The organism is Streptococcus sp. S1, assembly GCF_034137685.1.
Classification (GTDB): Bacteria; Bacillota; Bacilli; order Lactobacillales; family Streptococcaceae; genus Streptococcus; species Streptococcus dentalis.
The window spans coordinates 1,032,134-1,054,567 of the sequence record NZ_CP139418.1 but is presented as its reverse complement, the minus strand read 5'-3'; the positions used below and the strand labels follow the sequence as shown (position 1 = coordinate 1,054,567).

The window sequence follows — 22,434 nt, the reverse complement described above, 5'->3', positions numbered from 1 at the left end:
CCTCCTTATTCGCCCCAAACTTCAGCGACAATTTCCTTAATCAAACCGATTTTTTTCCATTGGTCTTCTTCTGTCAAAATGTTTCCTTCTTCTGTCGAAGCAAAGCCACACTGAGTAGACAGGTAAAGATTTTCCAACGGTACATACTGACTTGCTTCTTTAATACGAGCAATCACTTCGTCCTTATTCTCCAATTGACCACTCTTAGATGTCAAGAGGCCTAATACCACACCTTTTCCAGGAGTTACTTCTGCAAGTGGTTCAAAACCACCAGCCCGATCAGTATCAAACTCTAGGAAGTAAGCATTGACCGCTTCTTCTCCAAGGAGTTCTTTGGCAATCGGCGCATAACCACCTGATGAAGCCCAAGTGGAATGGAAGTTCCCACGACAAACGTGCGTATTGACAGTTAAACCAGCTGGAACATGTTGGTAGACATCGTTGTTAAAGGTCAAGAAGAGATCAGCGAGTTCCCGGCGAACCTCATCTTTTGACTTGCCTTGAGCTGCTCCCCAAGCCGTCAAGAAATTATCATCTACCAAGACACCCCACGTACAGTCATCTACTTGAAGGGTCCGAAGTCCTGCATCATACAAATCTTGAATCACTTGAAGATAGGCTTGCTTGATATCTTCACGAACAGCCGCAAAATCAGGATAGATGGTATTCAATTGTTCTACATGTTCTGCATCACGGATCAATTCAAAATAGAATTGCGCAGGTGCTGGAATGGTATATTTATCCTCTACACCATCTACATCTGCCACAAGATCCCGCAAGAACTTGTAATGCTCTACAAATGGATGATTGGCTCCTGTGATTTTTCCAACGACAAGTGCTGAGTCCGCCTTGGTTGTTTCATCATGGAATTGATAGCCTTGAGCAGCTTGGACGTGATCAATGCCACCAAAGCCCCAGAAGAAATCCAAATGCCAATAAGCTCGGCGGAATTCTCCATCTGTCACTGACTTCAGACCAGCAGCAATTTCTTTTTCAACGAGGTCACGAATCGCCTGATCTTCCACTTTTGTTAAGTCAGCCTGACTGATTTTTCCAGTTGCGAAATCTTCACGAGCCTGAACCAAAGCTGCTGGACGAAGAAATGAACCAACATGGTCTACGCGATAAGGTGCATGTGTATGTGTCAATATGAATTCCTCTTTCCTATAAGTTTTACATTAATTCATCAATGCAACCATTATAGCAGTCTAACACTTGATAAACAAGGGTTTCGGATAATCTAATATCTTTGATATCTATATAGTCTTAGACTATAACAAAAAAGAAGTCCTTGAAGGACCCCTTTCCTTAATTTTTAAATGCATCGAGCATGACTTGGAACTCTTCGTTCGTGAGTGTAATGCCTTTTCCCATCTTTGTATGGTCGGGACTCCAGGTCCGGATATCATACTTAGCAGGAGCACCATTAAAACTCACACGGTTCAATTCTTTGGTCCAACCCTTGTCATTTTCTGACAAGACCAGCAAATGTTCTTCGATTTGGAATGAAAATTCTGCCATTTCACGACTCCTTTCTTGCCTTCTCATCTCTAATATTCGTAAATCATTTACAAAATCGTTGAAATTATCTATAATATATTGTATCAAGTTATGGAGAATTTAGCTATGAAAAAATTTCTCGAGATCGTTAAAGACCGAGCAAATGAGTTTTTCAATGGAAAAATCAGTACCCCTGCCCCATTAGAAGATGAGAGAATTATTGAAATCATTCAACAAGCATTGCGAAAAAAACAAGGGGTACATGTTATTTTTTCAAATAAGAGTTTTACAGGCGACATTGTCAAGTATGACCAGGAACGCCGACAACTGATCGTGAAAAATTTTAAAAAGAGTATGTCCACGATTATTCGGATTTCTGAGATCCAGAAAATCAGTTTGGTCCCCAATAATATTCGCATCGCCCAACAAAAAGGAGAGGTTTAACCCTCTCTTTTTTTTGTTATACTCGAACAGTTTTACTTGCCCCATCTTTTGAGTAGAGATTGATTAAACCTTCCTGGCAAGAACGAATCATATCTCCTGGCTTGACTTCTTGTGGAACCGTGATCGTGAGAAGCTCCATCGGATTTGGTGCGCGATCAATCTTCACTCCATCCTTATCATGCAAGTCTTGGATCTGGCATTCAAAATGACGGAAGCCTGGTCCGTAGAATTCCACTTGATCGCCTTCATTGATGACATTCCGTTGGCGAATCGTCGCTGTCATGGTAGATGGATCAAAGTCCACCACTTCTCCTACAAATTTGTATTGAGGAATTTTACGACGCGCCCCAAACAATTGTTCATTTTCAGTCGGTGTTTGGTAGTAGAATCCAGTTGCTAATTCACGTTGAGCGACTTTCCACAATTCATTGATCAAATCATCCTTGATGGCATAAAAGGCTTCTGGACTTTCCATATAGGCATCACAAGCTGCCTTGTAACAGTTGGCTACTGTTGATACGTAATGGACAGATTTCATCCGACCTTCGATCTTCAAGCTATCAACTCCATTGTCAATCATGTCTGGAATATTTTCGATCATACACATGTCCACGGCTGACATAGAGTATTCTTCTGGGACTTGTCCTTTGATACTCTTGCGTTCTTGGCCAAATGGCATATCGTAGAGATCGTATTTCCAACGACAAGATTGAGAACAACCACCACGATTGGCATCCCGGTCAGACATGTGGTTAGAAAGGGTACAACGTCCGGAATAGGAAATACACATGGCTCCATGAACGAAGGCTTCGATCTCAAGATCGGTACGCTTACGGATCTCTGCCAACTCTTCCATGGATACCTCACGGGCCAAGACGACACGGGTCAAGCCATACTCTTTCCAGAAATGGAAGGTCTCCACGTTGGTTGCAGAAGCTTGCGTAGACAAGTGAATATTGAGTCCAGGTGCATAGGTTGCACAGATTTCAATCAAGGCCGGGTCTGAGACGATCACGGCGTCAAGGCCCATATCTCGTAATTCACGGAACCACTCACCAGCCCCTTGTTCATTTCCCTCATGGGTTACCATGTTCGAAGCCACGTGTACATCTACGCCACGTGCATGAGCATACTCAATTCCTTCACGAAGCTCATCCATGGTGAAGTTTCCGGCACGGCTACGCAAACCATAGGCTTGTCCACCAACGAACACAGCGTCTGCCCCATAATTAACGGCAACTTTTAACTTTTCTAATGTTCCAGCAGGTACCAAAACCTCTGGACGTTTTTTTGTATTTGTCATGTTTTCTCCAATTTACAAGATTGTCGATATGATGAATAGCCTCTTCGTTCCCTGAAAAAGGAAAACTCACAAACGAAGAAGCCCTAGTATTATTTGTTATTTTACACGATCTGGTTCATAATCATAGAAACCAGTATCCAAACCACGATTAGCTGGGTGCAATTTGCGGATTTCTTCATCAAACAGATAGGCTTGACCCTGTGTAAATGTTCCTTTTTGAATCAAATCACGGGCCTTGACAAAGTACTCTGTAATTTTGACAAAGTTTTCACCCGGACAGTAGACACCATCGAGTTTCCAATGATCAAAGCCATGTTCAACCAACTCAGACAATTTGGTCATCATATTCAAGTCATTATTTGAGAAGATATGGGTTCCATGTTTGTCCTCGTAGACCGAATAATGAGAATTGGGATCTCCTGGCTCGGCCAAGAACAGATCCCGATCTTTGGTCACAGACTCTTCTGTCTTGATAAAGTTGTAATAATTCTGAAGTAGCGGTCGTTTCGAATGGTGAATAATGCTAGCGCCATAGACCAAGACTTCTGCAGGAATTTGAAGATTCTCAGCCATTACGAATAATTCGGCAGATGGAATCTCACGAGCCAAAACAGCTTCAGAAGCTCCTGCTTGTTTTCCCCAGAAATTGATCTGGCGGCTAGAAGTGACCATGGTTGATGCATCGTAGATGGTTTTGAATGGATAGCCATCTCGTTTCAAGACATAAAAAACGCCCGCATCTCCGACAGTAATATAATCAGCCTGAATTTCCTTTAGAAAATCTAGGAAAGGCTTGATTGAATCCATCATCGATTGGTGCATCAGTGCATTTACAGCTACTGTCAATTCTTTGCCAGCAGCATGGACCAGTTGGGCAATTCGATTTATTTCGTCATAGCTTAAAGTTTGAGGCAATCGTAATCCGTAATCTTTTTCACCGACATAGATTCGGTCAACCCCTGCATCAATCAGGGCTTTCGCTTGCTCAACACTCTCTGCTGTTGCTGTAATAATAATATTTTTCATAGAACCATTATAACAAAAATTCCGATATTCTAGAAAAATTTATTCATTTTGTAAAATTTGTAACATTTTTGTAACATTTATATACCTGAATTCATGATAGAATAATAGAGTACTGTTAGGAGAGAGAAAATGCCCGTAAGAAATTTAAGACACTATGAAGAAGAATTCGATTATATCGAATTAACCAAACAAACCCAAGAAACCCCTATTCAGGACTATGCTCCTGAAGTTGAACCCGCACCTCAATTAAGTGAATTGCTATATTTTTTAAATATCGCTATTTTCTGTGTGTTGACGGTTGTATTTAGTTTTGTCTTTTTAGCAACAAAAATGAATACCTTCTTTGCGTTTGCTTTAGCGATTGGTTCTAGCTTTGCTAGTATTCAAGGGTTCCGAATTTACTACAATAAACGAAAAAAATAAAAATCAGGTTCGCCTGATTTTTTTATTTACTCGAATTTTTTTAATTCCTAGGTTGTCAAATTAAGTTAGACTTTTCATGTAACTCAGAAAAAGATGGTATGGTGTTTGATAATTCAAAGACTTCCCAGAAATTCTATAAGAATAAAAACTTTTTATGAGTTAAAGTTATTCAATCATCTATCGAAACTTTCCGCCGTGAGAAAAGTGCCTGAAACATAATTGTTTCAGGCACTCGGGAGTTTTGAAACTTTAGGTTCAAAACTAAGTCATGGAACTTCTTTGAAGTTCGCTGACGTCCGTACTCACTTAAGGAAAGTTTCTAAGATGATTTTGTCTTCAATCTGAAATGAGGCTCACTGAGCCTCATTTTTATACTTCTTTTGTTTCTTCTTCAGTTGCTTCTTCAGAATCTTTTTCATCCAACTCTAACACGATGTCTTCTGATTCTGTTTGTTTGCGAATGGATTGAACCAAGTCATTGCCACTTAGATTTTCTTTTTGAAGTTTATCCTTAAATGAGTGATAGACTTCTTGAGATTTTTCAACCACATCTTGCGTCTTTTCTTTGACTGACTCTAAAACAGTACCTGTCGTAATTTCTCCAGAACCAACTTTTTCTTTGGTTTGTTGGATCACTTCTGCTGCTTGTTTTGAAACATCCTTAGCAGTTTGTTTCACCGATTCATGTACTTCTTGAGGATCTTCTTGATAATCTTTTACGAAGCGCACCACTTTTTTAGTGACTTTCTTTCCTTGCTCAGTTGATAAATAGTAGGCTGCTGAAGCACCTGAAATCACACCAATTAATAAACTAGATAAACGTCCCATATTCTTCCTCGATTCTATTTAAATAATTTTGAAGCCATCTTAATCGCTTTTAATCCGATAGAGGCTTTCACTGTTTTTCCACCAGCTGATACAGCTTTGGAACCTAATTGACGGGCTTGATCATTCAAATCTGAAACAGACTCTGAAAGATCCGCCACGGCTGTAAAGAGTGGGTCAATCGTTGCAACTTTTTGATTCAAATCATCTGTTAAAACATTGACTTTTGCTAATAAATCATTGGTCTGGTGCAAGGTAACATTGACATCTGATGTCAAAACTTGGATCGTTTTTTGCGTCTCATCTACAACTTTTCCAATCTTTGAGAGGAAAAAAATCATATAAATGACAAGCGCTACTAAGGCAAGGCCTAAGAGACCGTAGGCAATTTCAATAAACATATATTACTCCTTTGTTTCTACATAATAAGGGGCTTTTTTGCGACGTTGGTAGATGATGATGGCGAGTCCAACTAGAATCAGGATCATCGACAACCACTGGGAAACACGTAAGCCCGCAAACATCAAGCTATCCGTCCGCATTCCTTCGATGATCATCCGACCAAAACCATACCAGATAAGGTAAAAGGCTGTGATCTCACCTTGTCGCAAAAATTGGGGCTTCCTACGAAGAATCAAGATCAAGAGAAAACCTAGCAGATTCCAACTGGATTCATATAAGAAGGTTGGCTGACGGTAACTGCCATCTATATACATTTGGTCTCGAATAAAAGAGGGGAGGTAGTTGAGACTTTTGACAGCAGCTCCATAAGCTTCCTGGTTAAAGAAGTTTCCCCAGCGACCAATACTCTGTGCAATCATGACGCTTGGGGCCGCAATATCTAAAAAGTCGATCGGTTCAATCAAACGTCTACGAGAGAATAGATAGAGGACAAGAGCACCTGTCAAGAGGCCACCATAAATCGCAATTCCTCCGTTCCAGATGGCGAAAATCTCACCAAGATGCTGGCTATAATAGCCCCATTCGAAAATAACGTAATAGATTCTAGCTCCCACAATCGCAAGCGGAAAGGCAATCAAAATGAAATCAATGATATCATCTGGATCAATTTTCTTACGGGGCGCTTCTTTCATGGAAAGATAAACGGCTAGAATCAAGCCAGAGACAATACAAATTGCATACCAACGAATACTGATCGGACCTAATTTAAGGGCTACTGGATTCATTCCTTCACCTCATTTTGACTAATCAACTGGGACAAACGTTCTTCAAAAGTTTTGGTAGCATCATAGCCCATTTCTTTGGCCCGAACATTCATAGCTGCGGCTTCAATCACGACCGAAATGTTCCGACCAGTCTTCACAGGGATGCGTATACGAGGAATGGTCACGCCACCGATTTCCAACTCTTCTGCATTATTACCAAGACGATCATAAACCTGATCCTTAGCATAATTTTCCAAGTAAACGGCGATTTGGACTTGTGAAGAATCCTTGACAGCACTCGCACCGTAAAGACTCATGACATCGATAATCCCGACACCACGGATCTCTAGTAAGTGGCGTAGGATTTCAGCTGGCTCTCCCCAAAGGGTCATCTCGTCTCTCGCATAGATATCAACTCGGTCATCTGCTACGAGGCGGTGACCCCGCTTGACAAGTTCCAGACCTGTCTCGCTTTTCCCGATTCCGCTATCTCCTTGGATCAAGACACCCATCCCATAAATATCCATCAAGACACCGTGTACACTCGTACGTTCTGCTAGGCGACTATCCAAATAGCTAGAAAGTTCTCCAGATAAACGACTCGTTACAACATTGCTCTTCAAAATGGCTAGTTGCTTCTCTTCAGCAGCTCGCAACATTTCTTCTGGAATTTCTAAATTCCTCGCGACAATGATGACAGGTGTCTCTGGCTGGAACATCTTGCGCAGGACCTGATGACGGTTGTGAGAGCTCATCTTCACCAGGTAGGACCATTCTTTCATTCCTACAAGCTGAATCCGCTCAGGTGTGTAATAGTCGAAATAGCCCGTCATTTCAAGACCTGGACGTGAAATGTCCGCAGTCGTAATTTCCTTGCTTAAGAGGCTATCATCCCCATAAACAACCGTTAGACGAAGCTTTTCCTGTAGATCGCGAACAGTAACTGCCATATCATTCTCCCTTTTCAAATTCTCTCTCTATTATAGCAGATTTTCTCTTCAGACGAGAGCCTGAAGTGTCATTTGAAAGATCCATTTTCAACTCCTTTTTAAGGCAAGCAAAAAGAGGCCAAGACAAAGGTCTCCAACCTCTAGAAAATGATGGGAACATATGAAGAATGCTCTAGCCTTCGCCATGCAAGAAATCTTTGATCATAGATTTGATTCCGGTAGAGAACGCATAGACCACCGCATTTGAAGGAAATGCGATCAAGCCAAGCATAAAAGCGGTAGGTCCTCCACCCAATAAGGAGAAAATCAGATACAAAACCGGCAGAAATAAAATCGAAAACCGATAAATTTGAGGCTTTCTAGCCATTTCTGTTGGCAGAAACAAGAGGTAGAAGAGACTATTCCAAATGCCCAGTGGAAAAAGGAGCATTCCGATCAAAACTGTTCCAACTCCTTCACCAAAAAAACGATTTAAAATGAAAAACTGTCCTATAAAACTGAAGAAGAGATATAGAATAAAAGCAAGGGAATAGAACTTCTGCTTCACTCAAATCTCCTTTTAGAAGAACGGACTATCATTCTGATCATGGATGGGTTCAGCCTCTTTTCTTCGACGAGGTCGAGAGCCATAATCAAACATTTCCTGCTCCTCCTCGTCCTTATAAGGTAAGGTCGTATCTAACAGTAAGTAGATAATCACACCGATAAAGGCATGAGAAACCGTGAAAAGAATAAACAAGAAGCGTAGGAGAGTTACACTCAGACCAAATTTATCAGCTAAGCCAGCTAGCACACCTGAAACCAGGCGATGTCGTTTTAATTTGTAAAATGATGCTGTCATTTGATTTTCCTCTTTCTAGTTAGACCTATTTTAGCAGAGTCGAACTGGAAAGAGATCCGCCTAAAGACCGATTCTTACTCTTGTCTCATTTCAAGAAATTGCAGGCGGCTGCGACAGCGACCGCAGGCATATTTCTTCAGATCGATTTTTCGCTTTCGTCTATACTCTTGGCCACAATGGGGACATTGATAGAGATAGATCCGCTTGACTCGCCCAGTTCTATCTGGTAGAGGAGGTGTGAAACGAAGACCGTCCACTTGCTGGAGGAGTTGCTTAAAGTCTAGATCTTTGTGGCGATAGCCTTTACCTTGATCGTAAAGATGGTAATGGCAGAGCTCGTGGCGGACGATTTTGCGAAAGACCTCTAACCCAAAAGCTTGGTATATTTTCGGGTTGAAATCAAGGTGTCGATCCTTGGGAAAGAAACGACCCCCAGTGGTTTGAAGACGTGAATTCCACTCTGCCCGATGACGGAATTCTCTCCCAAAATCTTCTAGGGATACTTGGCGTACATACTCAGTCAGATTCATTCGGAGCTACCAAACTGAGATTGACTTTTTCGCGTTCCACATCAATCTTCTTCACCCAAACGGTTACCAAATCACCTACTGAGACGACCTGGCTTGGATGCTTAATAAACTGCTTACTCATATGGGAGATATGAATCAAGCCATCTTCGTGAATGCCAATATCGACAAAGGCTCCAAAGTCAACCACATTGCGCACAACCCCTTCTAATTTTTGGCCAATATGCAGGTCTTTAATATCCAAGACATCCTGACGGAGCACGGGTGCATCAAAGGAATCCCGCAAATCGCGACCTGGTTTTAGAAGATCCGCAATGATATCTTTCAGGGTTTCTGGTCCCAGATCCAGCTGAGTAGACATCTCCTTTATGTTCACAGCTTTTAATTTTTCCTGAGCGGATGCATCGAGTTCGGTAATTTCAAGAAGCTGAAAAAGTTTTCCAACTTCCTTGTAACTTTCAGGGTGAACGCCGGTATTGTCCAAGATGTTTTTACTTTCAGGGATGCGTAAGAATCCAGCAGCCTGCTCGAAAGCCTTGGCACCGAGGCGAGGGACTTTTTTAATCTGTGCTCGTGAAAGAATCATTCCTTCTTCTTCCCGGTATTTCACGATGTTTTCAGAGATAGTTTTATTGAGTCCTGCTACATGCGCTAAGAGAGAGGGACTAGCCGTATTGATATTGACCCCAACTTGGTTGACGACAGTATCTACCACGAAATCCAAGCTTTCTGTCAGTTTTTTCTGATTGACATCGTGCTGGTATTGACCCACACCGATGGATTTGGCATCGATTTTCACCAATTCTGCTAGCGGATCTTGCAAGCGGCGGGCAATGGAGATGGCCGAGCGTTTTTCAACGGTTAGCTCTGGGAACTCATGACGGGCCAACTCACTAGCTGAGTAGACAGAGGCTCCGCTTTCATTGACAATAACATAGCGAACTCCTGGATGGTCATGAAGCACCTCTGCGACAAAGGCCTCACTTTCACGGCTGGCTGTTCCATTTCCAATCGCAATAATTTCTACTCCGAACTCCTTGATCAAGGAATACAGTTCCTTTTTAGCCTGCTCGATCTGAGCTGGTTTTGCAGGAGCAATTGGATAGATGACCTGGGTGGCAAGCATCTTTCCTGTCTCATCGACAACGGCTAGTTTAGCACCAGTCCGAAAGGCTGGGTCAAATCCAAGAACCACGCGCCCTTTTAATGGAGGAATGAGCAATAGATTCCGTAGATTTTCAGAGAACAATTGAATGGCCCCGTCTTCTGCCACCTCCGTCAACTCTGTCCGAATCCGACGTTCAATCGCAGGAACGATTTTTTTCTTAACCGCTTGTTGAATAACCTCATCGACATAGGCATTTTTAGTTTTAAAACGAGCCTCAAAAATACGAATGATTCGATCCAGTTGGTGGTCGAATCCGACTTTGAGAACGCCCAATTTTTCCCCACGATTGAGAGCTAGAGTCCGGTAGCCTTGCATATTCTTGATCTTCTCAGAAAAATCATAGTAGATTTCAAAGGTTCTCTTAGGATCTAAGCTTTCATCCTTCAAGGTTGACGTCATGAGGGAATGCCCATGAATTTCTTGATAGGTGAGGGCCCGTAATTGGGTATCCTCTGAAATAGCTTCTACCAGAATATCCACTGCACCAGCTAAAGCCGCAGTTTCAGTTGGGAAGGCCTCACAGGTAAATTTCTGAGACTCTGCTTCCAAGTCTGGACTATTTTGCAAAATGAGACGTGCCAAGGGGAAAAGTCCTGCTTCTCGGGCAATCGTCGCCTTGGTCCGCCGTTTTTCCTTATAAGGGAGATAGAGCTCTTCGACATCCGCTAATTTTTCAGCAGCTTCAATAGCCTGCTTGAGCGCCTCTGTCAGTTTGCCTTGTTCCTCAATCTTAGCAAGGACGGTTTCCTTTCGTTCGGCCAGAACCGTTAAGGATTTGTCACGGTCAATAATGGCCTTGATCGCTACTTCATCTAAATTTCCCGTCATATCTTTTCGATAGCGGGCAATGAAGGGAATGGTTGAGCCTTCTGCGGTCAGACTCAATACGGTATCGATTTGTTTTAAGCTAACACCCAATTCTTGGGCTATTTTTTCATATTTATCCATAGCTTCTATTATAGCATATTTTGCTACCATCAAGGGGTGAGATCGCCTGTTCTGGTCTCTGTTTCAGGGATTTTCCATAGAATAATTTTGACCCTATTGATCTTTCCTTTTATACTCCATTTCCCCCTTGCTCTTTCCTTTTTGTTATAATGAAAGAAAATAAAAAGGAGGCCTAACAATGGCTATTAAATTCTCAAAAACAGATGATCTTGATAAAATGTTTGAAAATTTTGCGAGTTTTCCGGATGTAGAAAAGAAAGTAGAATTTCCTGAAGAGAAAAAGAAGGCAGAAACTGCTACAACTAAAGAATCAAAGAAGGCTAAGTAATGACATTCTTTCAACACCTTCCCTCTAGCGTCTTGCAGGCTGGGGCTATTTTTCTCTCAATTATTATCGAATCCCTACCGTTTGTCCTAATCGGAAGTATCATTTCAGGGATTATTGAGATCTATATCACCCCCGAGAGGGTCTACCGCTTTCTTCCCAAGAATAAATTTGGGCGGATCTTCTTTGGGACATTTATCGGCTTTATCTTTCCTTCCTGTGAATGTGGGATTGTTCCCATTATCAATCGCTTTCTAGAAAAGAAAGTCCCAAGTTATACTGCTGTCCCCTTTTTGGTGACAGCACCGGTCATCAATCCCATCGTTCTCTTTGCGACCTACTCAGCCTTTGGGAATTCTGTCAAGATGGCCCTCTACCGAGCCCTTGGTTCCCTACTGGTCGCAACGGTACTAGGGATCTTTCTTGGTTTTATTCAAACAGATTCGATCCAAAAAGAACATCGTAAGGCTGTACATGAACATGATTTTAGGAACTTGAGCAAAGGTCAGAAGCTCTTCCAAGTCTTGGTGCAAGCCATTGATGAATTCTTTGATACGGGACGTTACCTGGTATTTGGTTGCCTCTTTGCCAGCCTCGTCCAAGTCTATGTCCCAACACGGATCCTCACTTCGATCAGTGCGACACCGGTTATTGCTATTCTCCTTCTCATGGTCTTGTCCTTTCTCCTCTCACTTTGTAGCGAGGCGGACGCCTTTGTTGGATCCTCTCTTCTAACAAGTTTTGGAGTAGCGCCTGTTCTTGCCTTTCTGGTGATTGGGCCTATGCTTGATGTCAAAAATCTCCTCATGATGAAAAATTATCTCAAGACCCGTTTCATCTGGCAATTTATCGGGATTGTGAGTGGAGTTGTGCTCCTTTATGCTTGGTTTGTGGGGGTAGTGCTATGATTCGTTTCTTGATATTAGCTGGCTATTTTGAGCTCACTATGTACCTGCAATTATCTGGTAAGCTCAATCAATACATCAACTTACACTATTCTTACTTGGCTTATATTTCCATGTTCTTGTCCTTTGTTTTAGCTCTTGTGCAGCTGATCATCTGGGTCAAGCAGATGAAGATCCACAGTCATCTCTCTAGCTTCTGGGCAAAAGTGGCGAGTATTTTCTTGCTCTGTATTCCTTTATTTGTCGGGCTATTTTTCCCTACAGTGACACTGGATTCCCAAACAGTCTCTGCCAAAGGCTACCACTTCCCGGTTGCTGCTGGTTCTTCCAAGGAAATCCAGCAGGACGAAGGAACAACTACCCAGTATCTCAAACCAGATACTAGTAGCTATTTTACCAAGTCAGCCTATGAGTCAGAAATGAAGCAGGCGGCAAAGAAATATGTTGATAAAAAAGTGATCCAGGTGACCACTGAGAATTACATGGAAGTCATGGAAGTGATTTATGATTATCCTGACCAATTTGCAGGAAAGACGATCGAGCTGACCGGTTTTGTATACAATGACCCCAATAACAAGGACAGCCAATTCCTCTTTCGCTTTGGGATCATCCACTGTATCGCAGATTCCGGAGTCTACGGTCTCTTAACGACAGGTGCTCCGCAGCATTTCGAAAACAATACTTGGATCCATGCGAAAGGAACCTTGTCCATTGAATACCACAAGCAGCTCAAACAAAGCTTGCCTGTCCTCCACATTAGCGATTGCCAGACCATTACGAAACCGGATAATCCTTATGTCTACCGCGTATTCTGATGGAGCTTCTGTTGTAGATCCAAACACCTTGTAACCGTTCAAGCTAGAATCCACATTGATTCTAGCTTTTTCTATGCTTTCCTCTCAAATCCTCTAATCCAAGCGGAAAATATTCGGAACAACGATTCCATCAAAGAAATCTTGTAGATTTTATGGTAAAATATGGTTAATAAAATAGGAAATAGGTACTTAAATGTCTTCAAAAGTTATTGTAACCATTTTCGGGGCCAGTGGAGATTTAGCTAAGCGCAAACTCTACCCATCCCTTTTTAGACTCTATAAATCAGGAAATCTATCTGAAAACTTTGCGGTTATCGGAACAGCCCGCAGACCATGGAGCAAGGAATACTTTGAATCAGTCGTGGTAGAATCCATCACAGATCTGGCAGATAGCCCTCAACAAGCTCAAGAATTCGCTAGTCATTTCTACTACCAAAGCCACGATGTCAATGATACCGAACATTACATCGCCCTGCGCGAATTGCAAAACAGCTTGGATGAAAAATACCAAACGGAACACAACAAGGTCTTCTTCTTGTCCATGGCTCCTCAATTTTTTGGAACCATTGCTAAACACCTAAAATCAGAAGGGATTGTAGATGGACAAGGTTTTGAGCGCCTGATCGTTGAAAAACCTTTTGGTACAGACCTAGAAACGGCTAGTCAGCTCAACAAGGAATTGGAAGAAACCTTTGATGAAGAACAAATCTTCCGGATCGACCATTATCTTGGAAAAGAAATGATCCAAAATATCTTTGCCATTCGTTTTGGAAATCTTATTTTTGATAATCTTTGGAACCGAGATTTTATTGACAATATCCAAATTACCTTTGCTGAACGCTTGGGGGTTGAAGAACGCGGTGGCTACTATGATCACTCAGGGGCCCTTCGGGACATGGTGCAAAATCATACCCTTCAGCTTTTGTCATTGCTTGCCATGGATAAACCAGCTACCTTTACTAAGGATGCGATTCGGGCAGAAAAGGTTAAAGTTTTTGAGCAATTGCACAATCCAACAGATGACGAATTAAAGAAATTCTTTATCCGTGGTCAATACCATTCAGGTACGATCGAAGGGAAAAAAGATATCTCTTATCGCAGTGAGCCCAATGTCGACCCTGAATCTACTACGGAGACCTATGCTTCTGGTGCGTTCTTTGTTGATAGTGAGCGCTTCCGCGGTGTGCCTTTCTTCTTCCGTACCGGAAAACGCTTGACCCAAAAAGGAACCATGGTCAATGTGGTCTTCAAGCAAACCGATTCCATCTTTGGACATAGTTTGCAACCAAATGTCTTGACCATTTATATCCAACCAAACGAAGGTTTCTCATTGAGCATCAACGGAAAAGAGGTCGGAGAAAAATTCAGTATCGCACCGATTTCCTTTGACTACGAAACAGATGCGACCGCAACTGGGGCTTCACCAGAGCCTTATGAAAAATTAATTTTCGACGTTTTAAACAATGACTCAACCAATTACAGCCACTGGCACGAAGTCCGTGCTTCATGGCAATTGATTGACCGGATTGAAAAACTATGGGCCGAAAATGGAGCACCGCTCTATGAATACAAGTCAGGATCCATGGGACCAACTGCATCCGATGATCTCCTTGCAGACTACGGAACCGAGTGGGTTTGGAAACCTGAACCTAAGAATTAAGGAAGGCCACCTTCGGGTGGTTTTTTTGATAGCGCAAGGAAACAAAAAGACAAATTGTTCTTCCAACAATTTGTCTTTTTCTATTTGACTCTTAAATCAAGCCTTCCAAGAGACCTCTCATGAAGTTTTCTGAGTGGAATGGTCCGATATCATCAATCTTTTCTCCGAATCCAATCAACTTCACTGGAATGTCCAACTCTTCACGGATCGCAAGGACGACCCCACCTCGAGCTGTTCCATCGATCTTGGTCAATACAATTCCTGTCACAGGTGTAATTTTTGAAAATTCTTTTGCTTGCACCAAGGCATTTTGACCGGTTGATGCATCAAGGGCCAGTAAGGTTTCATGCGGTGCATCAGGTACCACACGCTTGATAATCCGGCCGATTTTTTCAAGCTCTGCCATGAGGTTGTCCTTGTTTTGCAGACGACCAGCTGTATCAATCATCAGAACATCGATGTTTTCAGCGATCGCGCGTTCCATTCCATCAAAGACGACGCTAGCAGGATCTGATTTTTCAGGACCTGTTACAACTGGAACATCTACGCGGCGTCCCCATTCTGCCAGTTGAGCCACTGCTCCTGCACGGAAAGTATCTGCTGCAACCAACATGACTTTCTTGCCTTCTTGTTTGTAGCGGTGGGCTAACTTCCCGATAGAGGTTGTTTTACCAACTCCATTGACCCCAACAAAGAGCATGACCGTGAGACCATCTTGAAAACGAATGGCTTCATTAAATTGGCCATCCTTTTCATACAAGTCCACTAATTTTTCGATGATCACGCGCTTGAGAGCATCTGGTTTTTTGGCATTTTCCAAACGGGCTTCATAACGCAACTCTTCGGTTAAATTAGAGGCCACTTGAACCCCAACGTCACTCATGATCAAGAGTTCTTCCAATTCTTCAAAGAATTCTTCATCGACTGAACGGAAATTAGCAAAGAAGGCATTGAGACGTGCTCCAAATCCAGTCCGTGTCTTTTTCAAGCTACGATCGTATTTTTCCTGAATGGTTTCTTGCTCTGACTCAACCTCGTCTGGAATTGGCTCTTCTGCCTCTTCAACAGTTCTTTCTTCAACTGCTGATGCTGCTTCTCCTTGAGGAAGTCTGGACTCGGCTTCTGCTACTTCTGAAGTTTCCTCCACTTGAGCGATCTCTTCTGATACTTCAGGTTCTGGGACCTCATCCTGAGCTTCTACTAGTTCTAGAACCTCCTCTTCTGTCGTGCTCCCTTCTACTAGCTCAGCTTCAGATGATGGAGAAGCAATTGGTAACTCTTCTTCCATTTCTGAACCGTTAGCCCCATCTGCTTCCTCACCATTTTCAGTTTCTTCCGCTTCCATTTTCACTTCTTCAAGAGGCTTAGTCTCCTCCGTGTCATCAGCTAGTGGTGAAACTTCTTCAGGACTTGCTTCTGTTTGAGAAGGTTCAAAGACCACTGGAGACTCCTCTACTGGTACTTGGTCTTCATTAGTCTCTGATGTCACTTTTTCTTCTACAAGAGGTTCCTCTGCCGGCTCTTCTTGAGCGACGGTTAAAACAGGTTGATGAGTGGCTGCAATTCGCGCTTTAAGCTCTTGGTAGTAAGCCTCCATATCAGCGATTTTTTGCTCTTCCTTGTCATTTAAGGTAGCCGCCGGCTCCTCTTTGACAGTTTCTTCAACCTTCGTACTGTCCGTCACTTCTTCAGAAGACGGAAGTACTTTTTCAGTTTCTTCTTTTTTTCCAAATAAACGATCAAATAATCCCATTTATTCACTCTCCTTTAGCACATAATTTTCAATTGCCCATGCGACGGCATCCTGGTCATTGGTCACAGGGGCCACAAGCGCTGCAACTTCCTTCACTGCTGGAATCGCATTGCCCATGGCAACCCCCAGTCCAGCCCACTGGATCATAGACAGGTCATTGGCTTCATCTCCACAGGCCATGACTTGATCTGCCTTAAGACCCAAAATAGCTGCCAGTGCCTCTAAACCTGTCGCCTTGTGAACATTTTTAGGGCACCATTCCAGCAACATTTCCCGAGATTTAAAAATTTCATAGTCTTGAAATAACTCTGGCTTGATCTGCTTTATCGCTGCATCTAAAAAGTCTTGATCGACAGCTGTCACACACTTGTTGTAGGAAATCGTGGATGGTAGGTCTTTTAAATCTGTCTCAATAAAGTTCAGGTAGGGATTGTAAAGGGAATAGAGAGACTTTCGTTCTGCATGAATCTCATAAACCGTTCCCTCACTGATAGCATCCAGCGGAAGGCCTAGACGGGCGGTTTCATCATGAATGGTTGCGACATCTTCTGGTGCCAAGACAACTTTTGAGAGGATTTCTCCATTATTTCGCTGCACTAGACCACCGTTGAAGGTAATCGTATACTCTTCTTTGAGGCCTGCTGTTCCCAATTCTTCCAAAAGAAAATCCATGGCTTTCAAGGGGCGACCAGTGGTTAGAACCACCTTGACACCTTGGGCCTGTGCAGCAGCGAGGGCTGCTCTATTGCGAGGGGAGATCTTTTTTTCTGAATTGAGAAGGGTCCCATCTAAATCCAGCGCAATCAAGGAAATCTGACTCATACAATTTCCTCCATGTAGCGGAGGACAGAACCCGTCGCATGGTGGCCGATGACTTTTTCAGCAATCGCTAAGATTTCAGGACGTGCATTTTCTGGCGCTACAGGATGGCCCACGACTTGCATCATATGGAGGTCATTTAGGTTATCTCCAAAAGCCATCACCTGATCCATCGAGATCCCTAGTTTATCCACTAAGGCGGTAATGGCCACTCCCTTATCGACATAATCGAGGACAATATCAATCGATTCAAAACCTGTCGTCATCGCTTTGACACCGGGGATATTCTCAGTGACCCATTGCTCACCTTCAAGCACAAGAGCTGCATCAAAGTTGGTGGTCAATTTGAAAATTTCATCCTGAATATCCGCTAGGCTTTTCACTTTTTGAATATTTTCATTGTAGTTTTGACTCAAGGCCAGATAGTCGGGATCTACTGTTTCTAAGACATAGCTTCCTTTTTTCCCAGTCAAAAGCAGTTTATTAGGGTCTGCATAAGGGGAGGACTTCAAAGCTTCAAAAACACCCAAATAAAAGTCTTTGGACATGGTCGCTTCGTAGAGATCTTCTCCATGAAATTCTACCACACTACCATTTTCAGCAATGAAAATCATCTGGTCCTCAAATCCTTTAAAGAGGGATTTGAGAGAAAGAAGGGCACGGCCACTTGCAGCAGCAAAATAGATGCCTTTTTCTTTGCAGCTTGCTAATACCTTGCGTAAAAGGTCTTGATCGTACTGATGTTGGTCATTTAGAAAGGTTCCATCCATATCCGTAGCGATCAATTTAATATCATTATTCTTCATTTTCTAAGTCTTTCAATTTTACTGAGACGATTTTAGAAACCCCAGATTCTTGCATGGTCACACCATAGATGGAATCAGCAGCCGACATGGTTCCCTTCCGGTGTGTCACGACAATAAATTGGCTTTCCTTATCAAAGCGGTTCAAATAATCCCCAAAGCGCTTGACATTGGCCTCATCTAGGGCAGCCTCTACCTCATCCAGAATGACAAATGGAATGGTCTTGACACGAATAATCGAGAACAAGAGAGCCAAGGCAGACAAGGCCTTTTCTCCACCACTCATGAGGTTTAAGGATTGGATCTTTTTACCAGGTGGCTGCACAGAAATCTCAACACCAGCTGTCAGAAGATCTGGCTCTGTCAGAATCAAATCAGCAGAACCCCCACCGAACATTTGACGGAAAGTGACTTTAAAGGATTCACGAATGGCTTCAAAAGTTGATTTAAAGCGTTCCTTGACTTCGTCATTCATGTCGTTGATAGTAGACAGAAGCATGTTTTTCGCAGCCAAGACATCCTCCCGCTGGCTTGAAAGGAAATCAAAGCGCCCCTTCACCTCGTCATACTGCTCAATCGCATCCACATTGACTGGACCAAGTGCCTTAATATCTTTTTCGATGCTCTTGAGCTGGTTTTCAGCTGCTGCAAGATTTTCAACAGGTTTGGCCTGCTCTTTGGCTTGGTCAAAGCTTTGCATGAATTCATCGGTAATTTGCGTTAAGAGCTTGTTCAAACGATCCGCATGCTTTTCACGTGTCGCTTCAGCCTTGGCTTGTTGACGAATCCACTCTTCGTTTTTCTTGCGAGTTTGTTCCATCTGTTCTGCAACATCTTCGGCCTGGCCTTCCAAATCATCCAGCTCAAAGCGTTTCCGAATGACTCCTTGTTCCAAGTCCGTTTTCTTGGCTTGGGCCTGCATCAATTGATTGGCTAGCTGCTCCACATCCACTGTCTGAACTTGAGCCTCGCCTTGTTCAATCAGCAATTGCAACTGATGCTCTTCTACTTCCAACTGGGAGATCGTTTCTTCCAAGCGACGAGCATCTGTTTGCTCATAGCTTTGTTGGCTCTTACATTCCGTCTGTTGAAGTCGCAATTCTGCTAATTGCTCTTGCAAGTTTTGTATCTTTTGTTGCAAGACATCTTTGTCCGACTTCATGGTTTCAATGTCGCGATTTAAGTTTTCTTTTTGAAGCTCAATTTCTGCCAATTGCTCAGTAAGGGACTCCAGCTCTTCTTGGAGAGATTGGGTCGCATCTGTTGCCAATTCTGACTTCAAAGCTTCTAAGAGTTCCTGAATTTCTTTCAGCTGCTCTTGGCTTTGTTGGTAGGCCAATTGGGCCCGCTGTTGTTCCAGACGCGCTTGTTCACCTTGGCTTTGAATAGAGGCCAGGTATTCTTGCGCCTGCTTGAGCAGATTGTCCTTGGTCTCGACCTCCTGCTCAGCTTCTCTCAAACGAGCATCCAGAGCTTGCATTTCCTGCTTCAAACTATCCAATTCTGGTTTGACAAAGACCGTATTTTGGGAGCGATTGGCACCACCGGCATACGATCCTCCGGTCCGCAATTCGGTCCCATCCAAGGTCACCATCCGAACTTGATAGTTGACTTTACGAGCCGCCTCACGCGCATGCTCCGTCGTGTCAAAGATGGCCGTTACTCCAAGCAGGTTTTGGAAAATCTGTTCAAAACGATGCTCATAGGTCACTAAGTCACTCGCAATTCCTAGAAATCCTGCACTTGCTTGAATCAATTCCAGATTCCGAGGGGATAGTTGACGGGCTTTGATCGTCGTGAGCGGAAGGAAGGTTGCCCGTCCCAAGCGATTGCTTTTCAAGAAATCGATCGCTCGAGTTGCAGCCTTTTCATCCTCGACAATGATCTGTTGGCTGCTAGCTCCCAGAGCAATTTCAAGCGCCGTCTGGTAGTCTTTTGAGAAACTCAAATTCTCACTAACAGCCCCACAGATGCCTCCTAACCGTTCTGCTTCTTGTAAGACACTCTTGACGCCTGCATAGAAGTTACTATGGTTCTTCTGAATAGCTTCCAAACTATTGATTCGCGCCCGCTTATTCTTGCTCTCATCCATCAAGTCAAACATGGCCGCTTGAGCCTCTTGGTAGGCAGCTTTGGCCTGCTCCACTTTTACCAATTGCTCTTGGTATTCTGCTAATAGGCCTTTGACCGTCGCTTGGGCCTGATCCAACTCTTCCAATTGTCGGACTTCTTTTTCCTTGGCAGTTTCAAAGTTTGTTTGTGCCTTGGTCAAATCCTCTTGACGATGGCTTGATTCTTGCAGGAGTGCCTGGATCCGGCTCTCAATGGCTGTCCGCTCATTCGATTTTTCAGCCTCCGTCTGCAAGAGCGCGACATACTGCTCGCGTAGATGCTCAATGACTTGTTCCGGATCTTCTTCGTAGTTGGCTAATTCTTTTTCCAACTCTTCTTGTTGCTGACGGTTCTCTGTCAGTCTTTGTTGAAGCACAGCTAGCGTCTCTTGTTTTTGAGCCAGCTCTTGTTTCGCTTCTTCCAGACGGGCCAAAATAGCATCCAACCGCTCAAGATTTTCCTTGCGACTATGGGCCGCTTGACTCGATTGCAACTTAGCTACTTCGATTTGCTTTTCCAAATCACTGATCAAACGAGTGACCTCAAGCAAGCTCGCCTGGTCCTCAGCTAAGCTCTCATCCAACTGATGACGGGCTTTCTTGATGCGTACATTCTCTTCTTCTAAGACCTGACGACGTTGGTAATAAGAGGCCAACTGTTCTTGAATAGCTTTTTCTTCTTGATCAGCCTTTTCGTAGAGCTCTTTTGTCAGATCGACTTGAGCGACCAAAACATCCAGCAAGAGAACCTGCCGTTCTTGGTCTAATTCCAAGAAACGGCGAGCGACCGTTGCTTGCTTTTCAAGAGGTTGGATCTGTCCTTCTAATTCATAGAGGATGTCTTCCAGACGGTCCAAATTCTCCTGGGTCTGATTAAGCTTAGTCTCCGTTTCCTTGCGCCGCGTCTTAAATTTCAAGACACCGGCAGCTTCTTCAAAGATAGCCCGGCGTTCTTCCGGTTTGGAGTTAAAGATCTCCTCTACCCGACCTTGGGAGATAATGGAGAAGGAATCACGTCCCAATCCCGTATCCATGAACAAATCATGAACATCTCTGAGACGTACTTTCTTACCATCGATCTTGTACTCACTGTCTCCTGAACGATAAATATGCCGTTCGACACGAATTTCTTTCCCTGCCTGTTGGATAAAACCATCCTGGTTATCTAAGACAACTGTGACACAGGCATAATTCAGCGGTTTACGCGATTCTGTCCCTGCAAAGATGACATCGGGCATCTTGCCCCCACGTAGACTCTTGACACTGGATTCCCCCAGGGCCCAGCGCAAGCTCTCCGTGATATTTGATTTTCCAGATCCATTAGGCCCTACAACGGCAGTGACCCCTTTGTCAAATACGACTTTTGTCTTATCCGCAAAGGATTTAAAGCCTTGGATTTCAATCTCTTTTAGATACATGGGCCATCATACCTCGTTTCAACTGCATTGCGGGCTGCTTCCTGCTCCGCTAACTTCTTGGAACGACCATGACCACGTCCCATCGTTTGACCGTTCACGAACACTTCTACTTCAAACTCTTTCGCATGTGCAGGACCGGACTCGCTAACCACTTGGTATTGGATCTCCACATCTCCGTGAACCTGTAACAGTTCTTGCAGGCGGGTCTTGTAGTCAATGACCTGAGAAAATTGACCCGTTTTAACCTTTGGAATCATGACCTGATAGATGAAGCGTTTGACTGCTTCCACTCCTTGATCCAGTAAAAGAGCACCTAAAAAGGCTTCAAATAAGTCTCCAAGAATCGTATCACGGTCCCGACCACCAGATTTTTCTTCGCCCTTGCCCAGTTTGATGAAATGGTCAAATTGGCAATCCCGAGAAAAGCCAGCCAAACTCTCTTCACGGACAATCATAGAACGGAATTTGGACAAATCTCCCTCCGGTCTGTTGGGGTGTTCCTTATACAAATATTCGGAAATAACTAATTGAAGAACAGCGTCTCCTAAAAATTCCAAACGTTCGTTATGTGAAATTTTTAAGAGGCGGTGCTCATTGGCATAAGAGGTGTGCGTAAAAGCGGTATCTAATAAACTGCTATCTGAAAAAACGATCTGAAACCGTTCCGATAACAGGGCTTGTAATTTCTCCATGGGAAGCCTTCT

General features: G+C 43.4%; 22 protein-coding genes. 6 read left to right on the top strand and 16 right to left on the bottom strand.

Annotated elements, in window-relative coordinates; genetic code table 11:
• Nucleotides 1–5 precede the first annotated feature (5 nt).
• Both SM121_RS05155 and SM121_RS05150 read right to left on the bottom strand, forming a co-directional pair.
• A complete protein-coding gene (locus SM121_RS05155) occupies nt 6–1,148 on the bottom strand; it encodes a 5-methyltetrahydropteroyltriglutamate--homocysteine S-methyltransferase (protein WP_155128085.1) in 1,143 nt (380 codons plus the stop codon).
• A gap of 160 nt (nt 1,149–1,308) precedes the next feature.
• Complete coding sequence (locus tag SM121_RS05150; protein ID WP_003002541.1) at nt 1,309–1,521, bottom strand: YdbC family protein; 213 nt, start codon at nt 1,519–1,521, stop codon at nt 1,309–1,311.
• 90 nt (nt 1,522–1,611) lie between these two features.
• On the opposite strand from SM121_RS05150, the gene SM121_RS05145 reads away from it, so the two are divergent.
• Nucleotides 1,612–1,944: a hypothetical protein gene (locus SM121_RS05145; RefSeq protein ID WP_037607050.1), complete on the top strand. Its 333-nt coding sequence runs from the start codon at nt 1,612–1,614 to the stop codon at nt 1,942–1,944.
• Between the two features lie 16 nt (nt 1,945–1,960).
• On the opposite strand, the gene SM121_RS05140 is transcribed toward SM121_RS05145, so the two are convergent.
• Together SM121_RS05140 and SM121_RS05135 are read right to left on the bottom strand one after the other, a co-directional pair.
• On the bottom strand, nt 1,961–3,247 hold the full coding sequence (locus SM121_RS05140; RefSeq protein WP_003002878.1) for a peptidase U32 family protein: 1,287 nt from the start codon (nt 3,245–3,247) through the stop codon (nt 1,961–1,963).
• Between the two features lie 96 nt (nt 3,248–3,343).
• Entirely contained in the window at nt 3,344–4,273 is a 930-nt protein-coding gene (locus SM121_RS05135) for a peptidase U32 family protein (protein WP_223345262.1), read from the bottom strand.
• 129 nt (nt 4,274–4,402) lie between these two features.
• On the opposite strand from SM121_RS05135, the gene SM121_RS05130 reads away from it, so the two are divergent.
• Entirely contained in the window at nt 4,403–4,696 is a 294-nt protein-coding gene (locus SM121_RS05130) for a DUF3270 family protein (protein WP_003002735.1), read from the top strand.
• Between the two features lie 369 nt (nt 4,697–5,065).
• Here the strand turns inward: SM121_RS05130 and SM121_RS05125 are convergent, their stop codons facing one another.
• The 7 genes from SM121_RS05125 to SM121_RS05095 all read right to left on the bottom strand — a co-directional run bounded on the left by SM121_RS05125 (nt 5,066) and on the right by SM121_RS05095 (nt 11,151).
• Nucleotides 5,066–5,524: a YtxH domain-containing protein gene (locus tag SM121_RS05125; RefSeq protein ID WP_155128075.1), complete on the bottom strand. Its 459-nt coding sequence runs from the start codon at nt 5,522–5,524 to the stop codon at nt 5,066–5,068.
• 14 nt (nt 5,525–5,538) lie between these two features.
• Nucleotides 5,539–5,922, bottom strand: coding sequence for a DUF948 domain-containing protein (locus SM121_RS05120; protein ID WP_031573975.1), 384 nt, complete (start codon nt 5,920–5,922; stop codon nt 5,539–5,541).
• Nucleotides 5,923–5,925: 3 nt separating this feature from the next.
• Nucleotides 5,926–6,708: a prolipoprotein diacylglyceryl transferase gene (lgt, locus tag SM121_RS05115; RefSeq protein WP_320910537.1), complete on the bottom strand. Its 783-nt coding sequence runs from the start codon at nt 6,706–6,708 to the stop codon at nt 5,926–5,928.
• The gene (hprK, locus tag SM121_RS05110) at nt 6,705–7,637 is read right to left on the bottom strand and encodes an HPr(Ser) kinase/phosphatase (RefSeq protein ID WP_320910536.1); all 933 of its coding nucleotides are present in this window, start codon (nt 7,635–7,637) and stop codon (nt 6,705–6,707) included. The genes lgt and hprK overlap by 4 nt, the downstream gene beginning before the upstream one ends.
• 559 nt (nt 7,638–8,196) lie before the next feature.
• On the bottom strand, nt 8,197–8,478 hold the full coding sequence (locus SM121_RS05105) for a PspC domain-containing protein (protein ID WP_155128067.1): 282 nt from the start codon (nt 8,476–8,478) through the stop codon (nt 8,197–8,199).
• Between the two features lie 74 nt (nt 8,479–8,552).
• Nucleotides 8,553–9,008: a SprT family protein gene (locus tag SM121_RS05100; RefSeq protein ID WP_155128064.1), complete on the bottom strand. Its 456-nt coding sequence runs from the start codon at nt 9,006–9,008 to the stop codon at nt 8,553–8,555.
• On the bottom strand, nt 8,995–11,151 hold the full coding sequence (locus SM121_RS05095) for a Tex family protein (RefSeq protein ID WP_407073050.1): 2,157 nt from the start codon (nt 11,149–11,151) through the stop codon (nt 8,995–8,997). The genes SM121_RS05100 and SM121_RS05095 overlap by 14 nt, the downstream gene beginning before the upstream one ends.
• Nucleotides 11,152–11,299: 148 nt before the next feature.
• Between SM121_RS05095 and SM121_RS05090 the strand changes: the two genes are divergently transcribed.
• The 4 genes from SM121_RS05090 to zwf all read left to right on the top strand — a co-directional run bounded on the left by SM121_RS05090 (nt 11,300) and on the right by zwf (nt 14,826).
• Entirely contained in the window at nt 11,300–11,449 is a 150-nt protein-coding gene (locus SM121_RS05090; protein ID WP_173018942.1) for an SPJ_0845 family protein, read from the top strand.
• Nucleotides 11,449–12,354 (top strand): permease, encoded by a 906-nt coding sequence (locus SM121_RS05085; RefSeq protein ID WP_320910534.1) that lies wholly within the window; start codon nt 11,449–11,451, stop codon nt 12,352–12,354. The genes SM121_RS05090 and SM121_RS05085 overlap by 1 nt, the downstream gene beginning before the upstream one ends.
• Nucleotides 12,351–13,166 carry a TIGR03943 family putative permease subunit gene (locus SM121_RS05080; RefSeq protein ID WP_134974107.1) on the top strand — a complete coding sequence of 272 codons (816 nt, stop codon included), beginning with the start codon at nt 12,351–12,353 and terminating at the stop codon, nt 13,164–13,166. The genes SM121_RS05085 and SM121_RS05080 overlap by 4 nt, the downstream gene beginning before the upstream one ends.
• Before the next feature lie 193 nt (nt 13,167–13,359).
• Complete coding sequence (gene zwf, locus SM121_RS05075) at nt 13,360–14,826, top strand: glucose-6-phosphate dehydrogenase (protein ID WP_320910533.1); 1,467 nt, start codon at nt 13,360–13,362, stop codon at nt 14,824–14,826.
• A 91-nt stretch (nt 14,827–14,917) separates the two neighbouring features.
• Here zwf and ftsY read toward each other — a convergent pair whose 3' ends face one another.
• The 5 genes from ftsY to rnc are packed head-to-tail and all read right to left on the bottom strand — an operon-like array spanning nt 14,918 to nt 22,422.
• A complete protein-coding gene (gene ftsY / locus SM121_RS05070) occupies nt 14,918–16,579 on the bottom strand; it encodes a signal recognition particle-docking protein FtsY (protein WP_320910532.1) in 1,662 nt (553 codons plus the stop codon).
• Entirely contained in the window at nt 16,580–17,401 is an 822-nt protein-coding gene (locus SM121_RS05065) for a Cof-type HAD-IIB family hydrolase (RefSeq protein WP_003013179.1), read from the bottom strand.
• Nucleotides 17,398–18,204 (bottom strand): Cof-type HAD-IIB family hydrolase, encoded by an 807-nt coding sequence (locus SM121_RS05060; RefSeq protein WP_320910531.1) that lies wholly within the window; start codon nt 18,202–18,204, stop codon nt 17,398–17,400. Before SM121_RS05060 ends, SM121_RS05065 begins: the two co-directional genes overlap by 4 nt.
• A complete protein-coding gene (gene smc / locus SM121_RS05055) occupies nt 18,194–21,730 on the bottom strand; it encodes a chromosome segregation protein SMC (protein WP_320910530.1) in 3,537 nt (1,178 codons plus the stop codon). Before smc ends, SM121_RS05060 begins: the two co-directional genes overlap by 11 nt.
• Nucleotides 21,721–22,422 (bottom strand): ribonuclease III, encoded by a 702-nt coding sequence (gene rnc / locus SM121_RS05050; protein WP_320910529.1) that lies wholly within the window; start codon nt 22,420–22,422, stop codon nt 21,721–21,723. The genes smc and rnc overlap by 10 nt, the downstream gene beginning before the upstream one ends.
• Nucleotides 22,423–22,434: the final 12 nt, after the last annotated feature.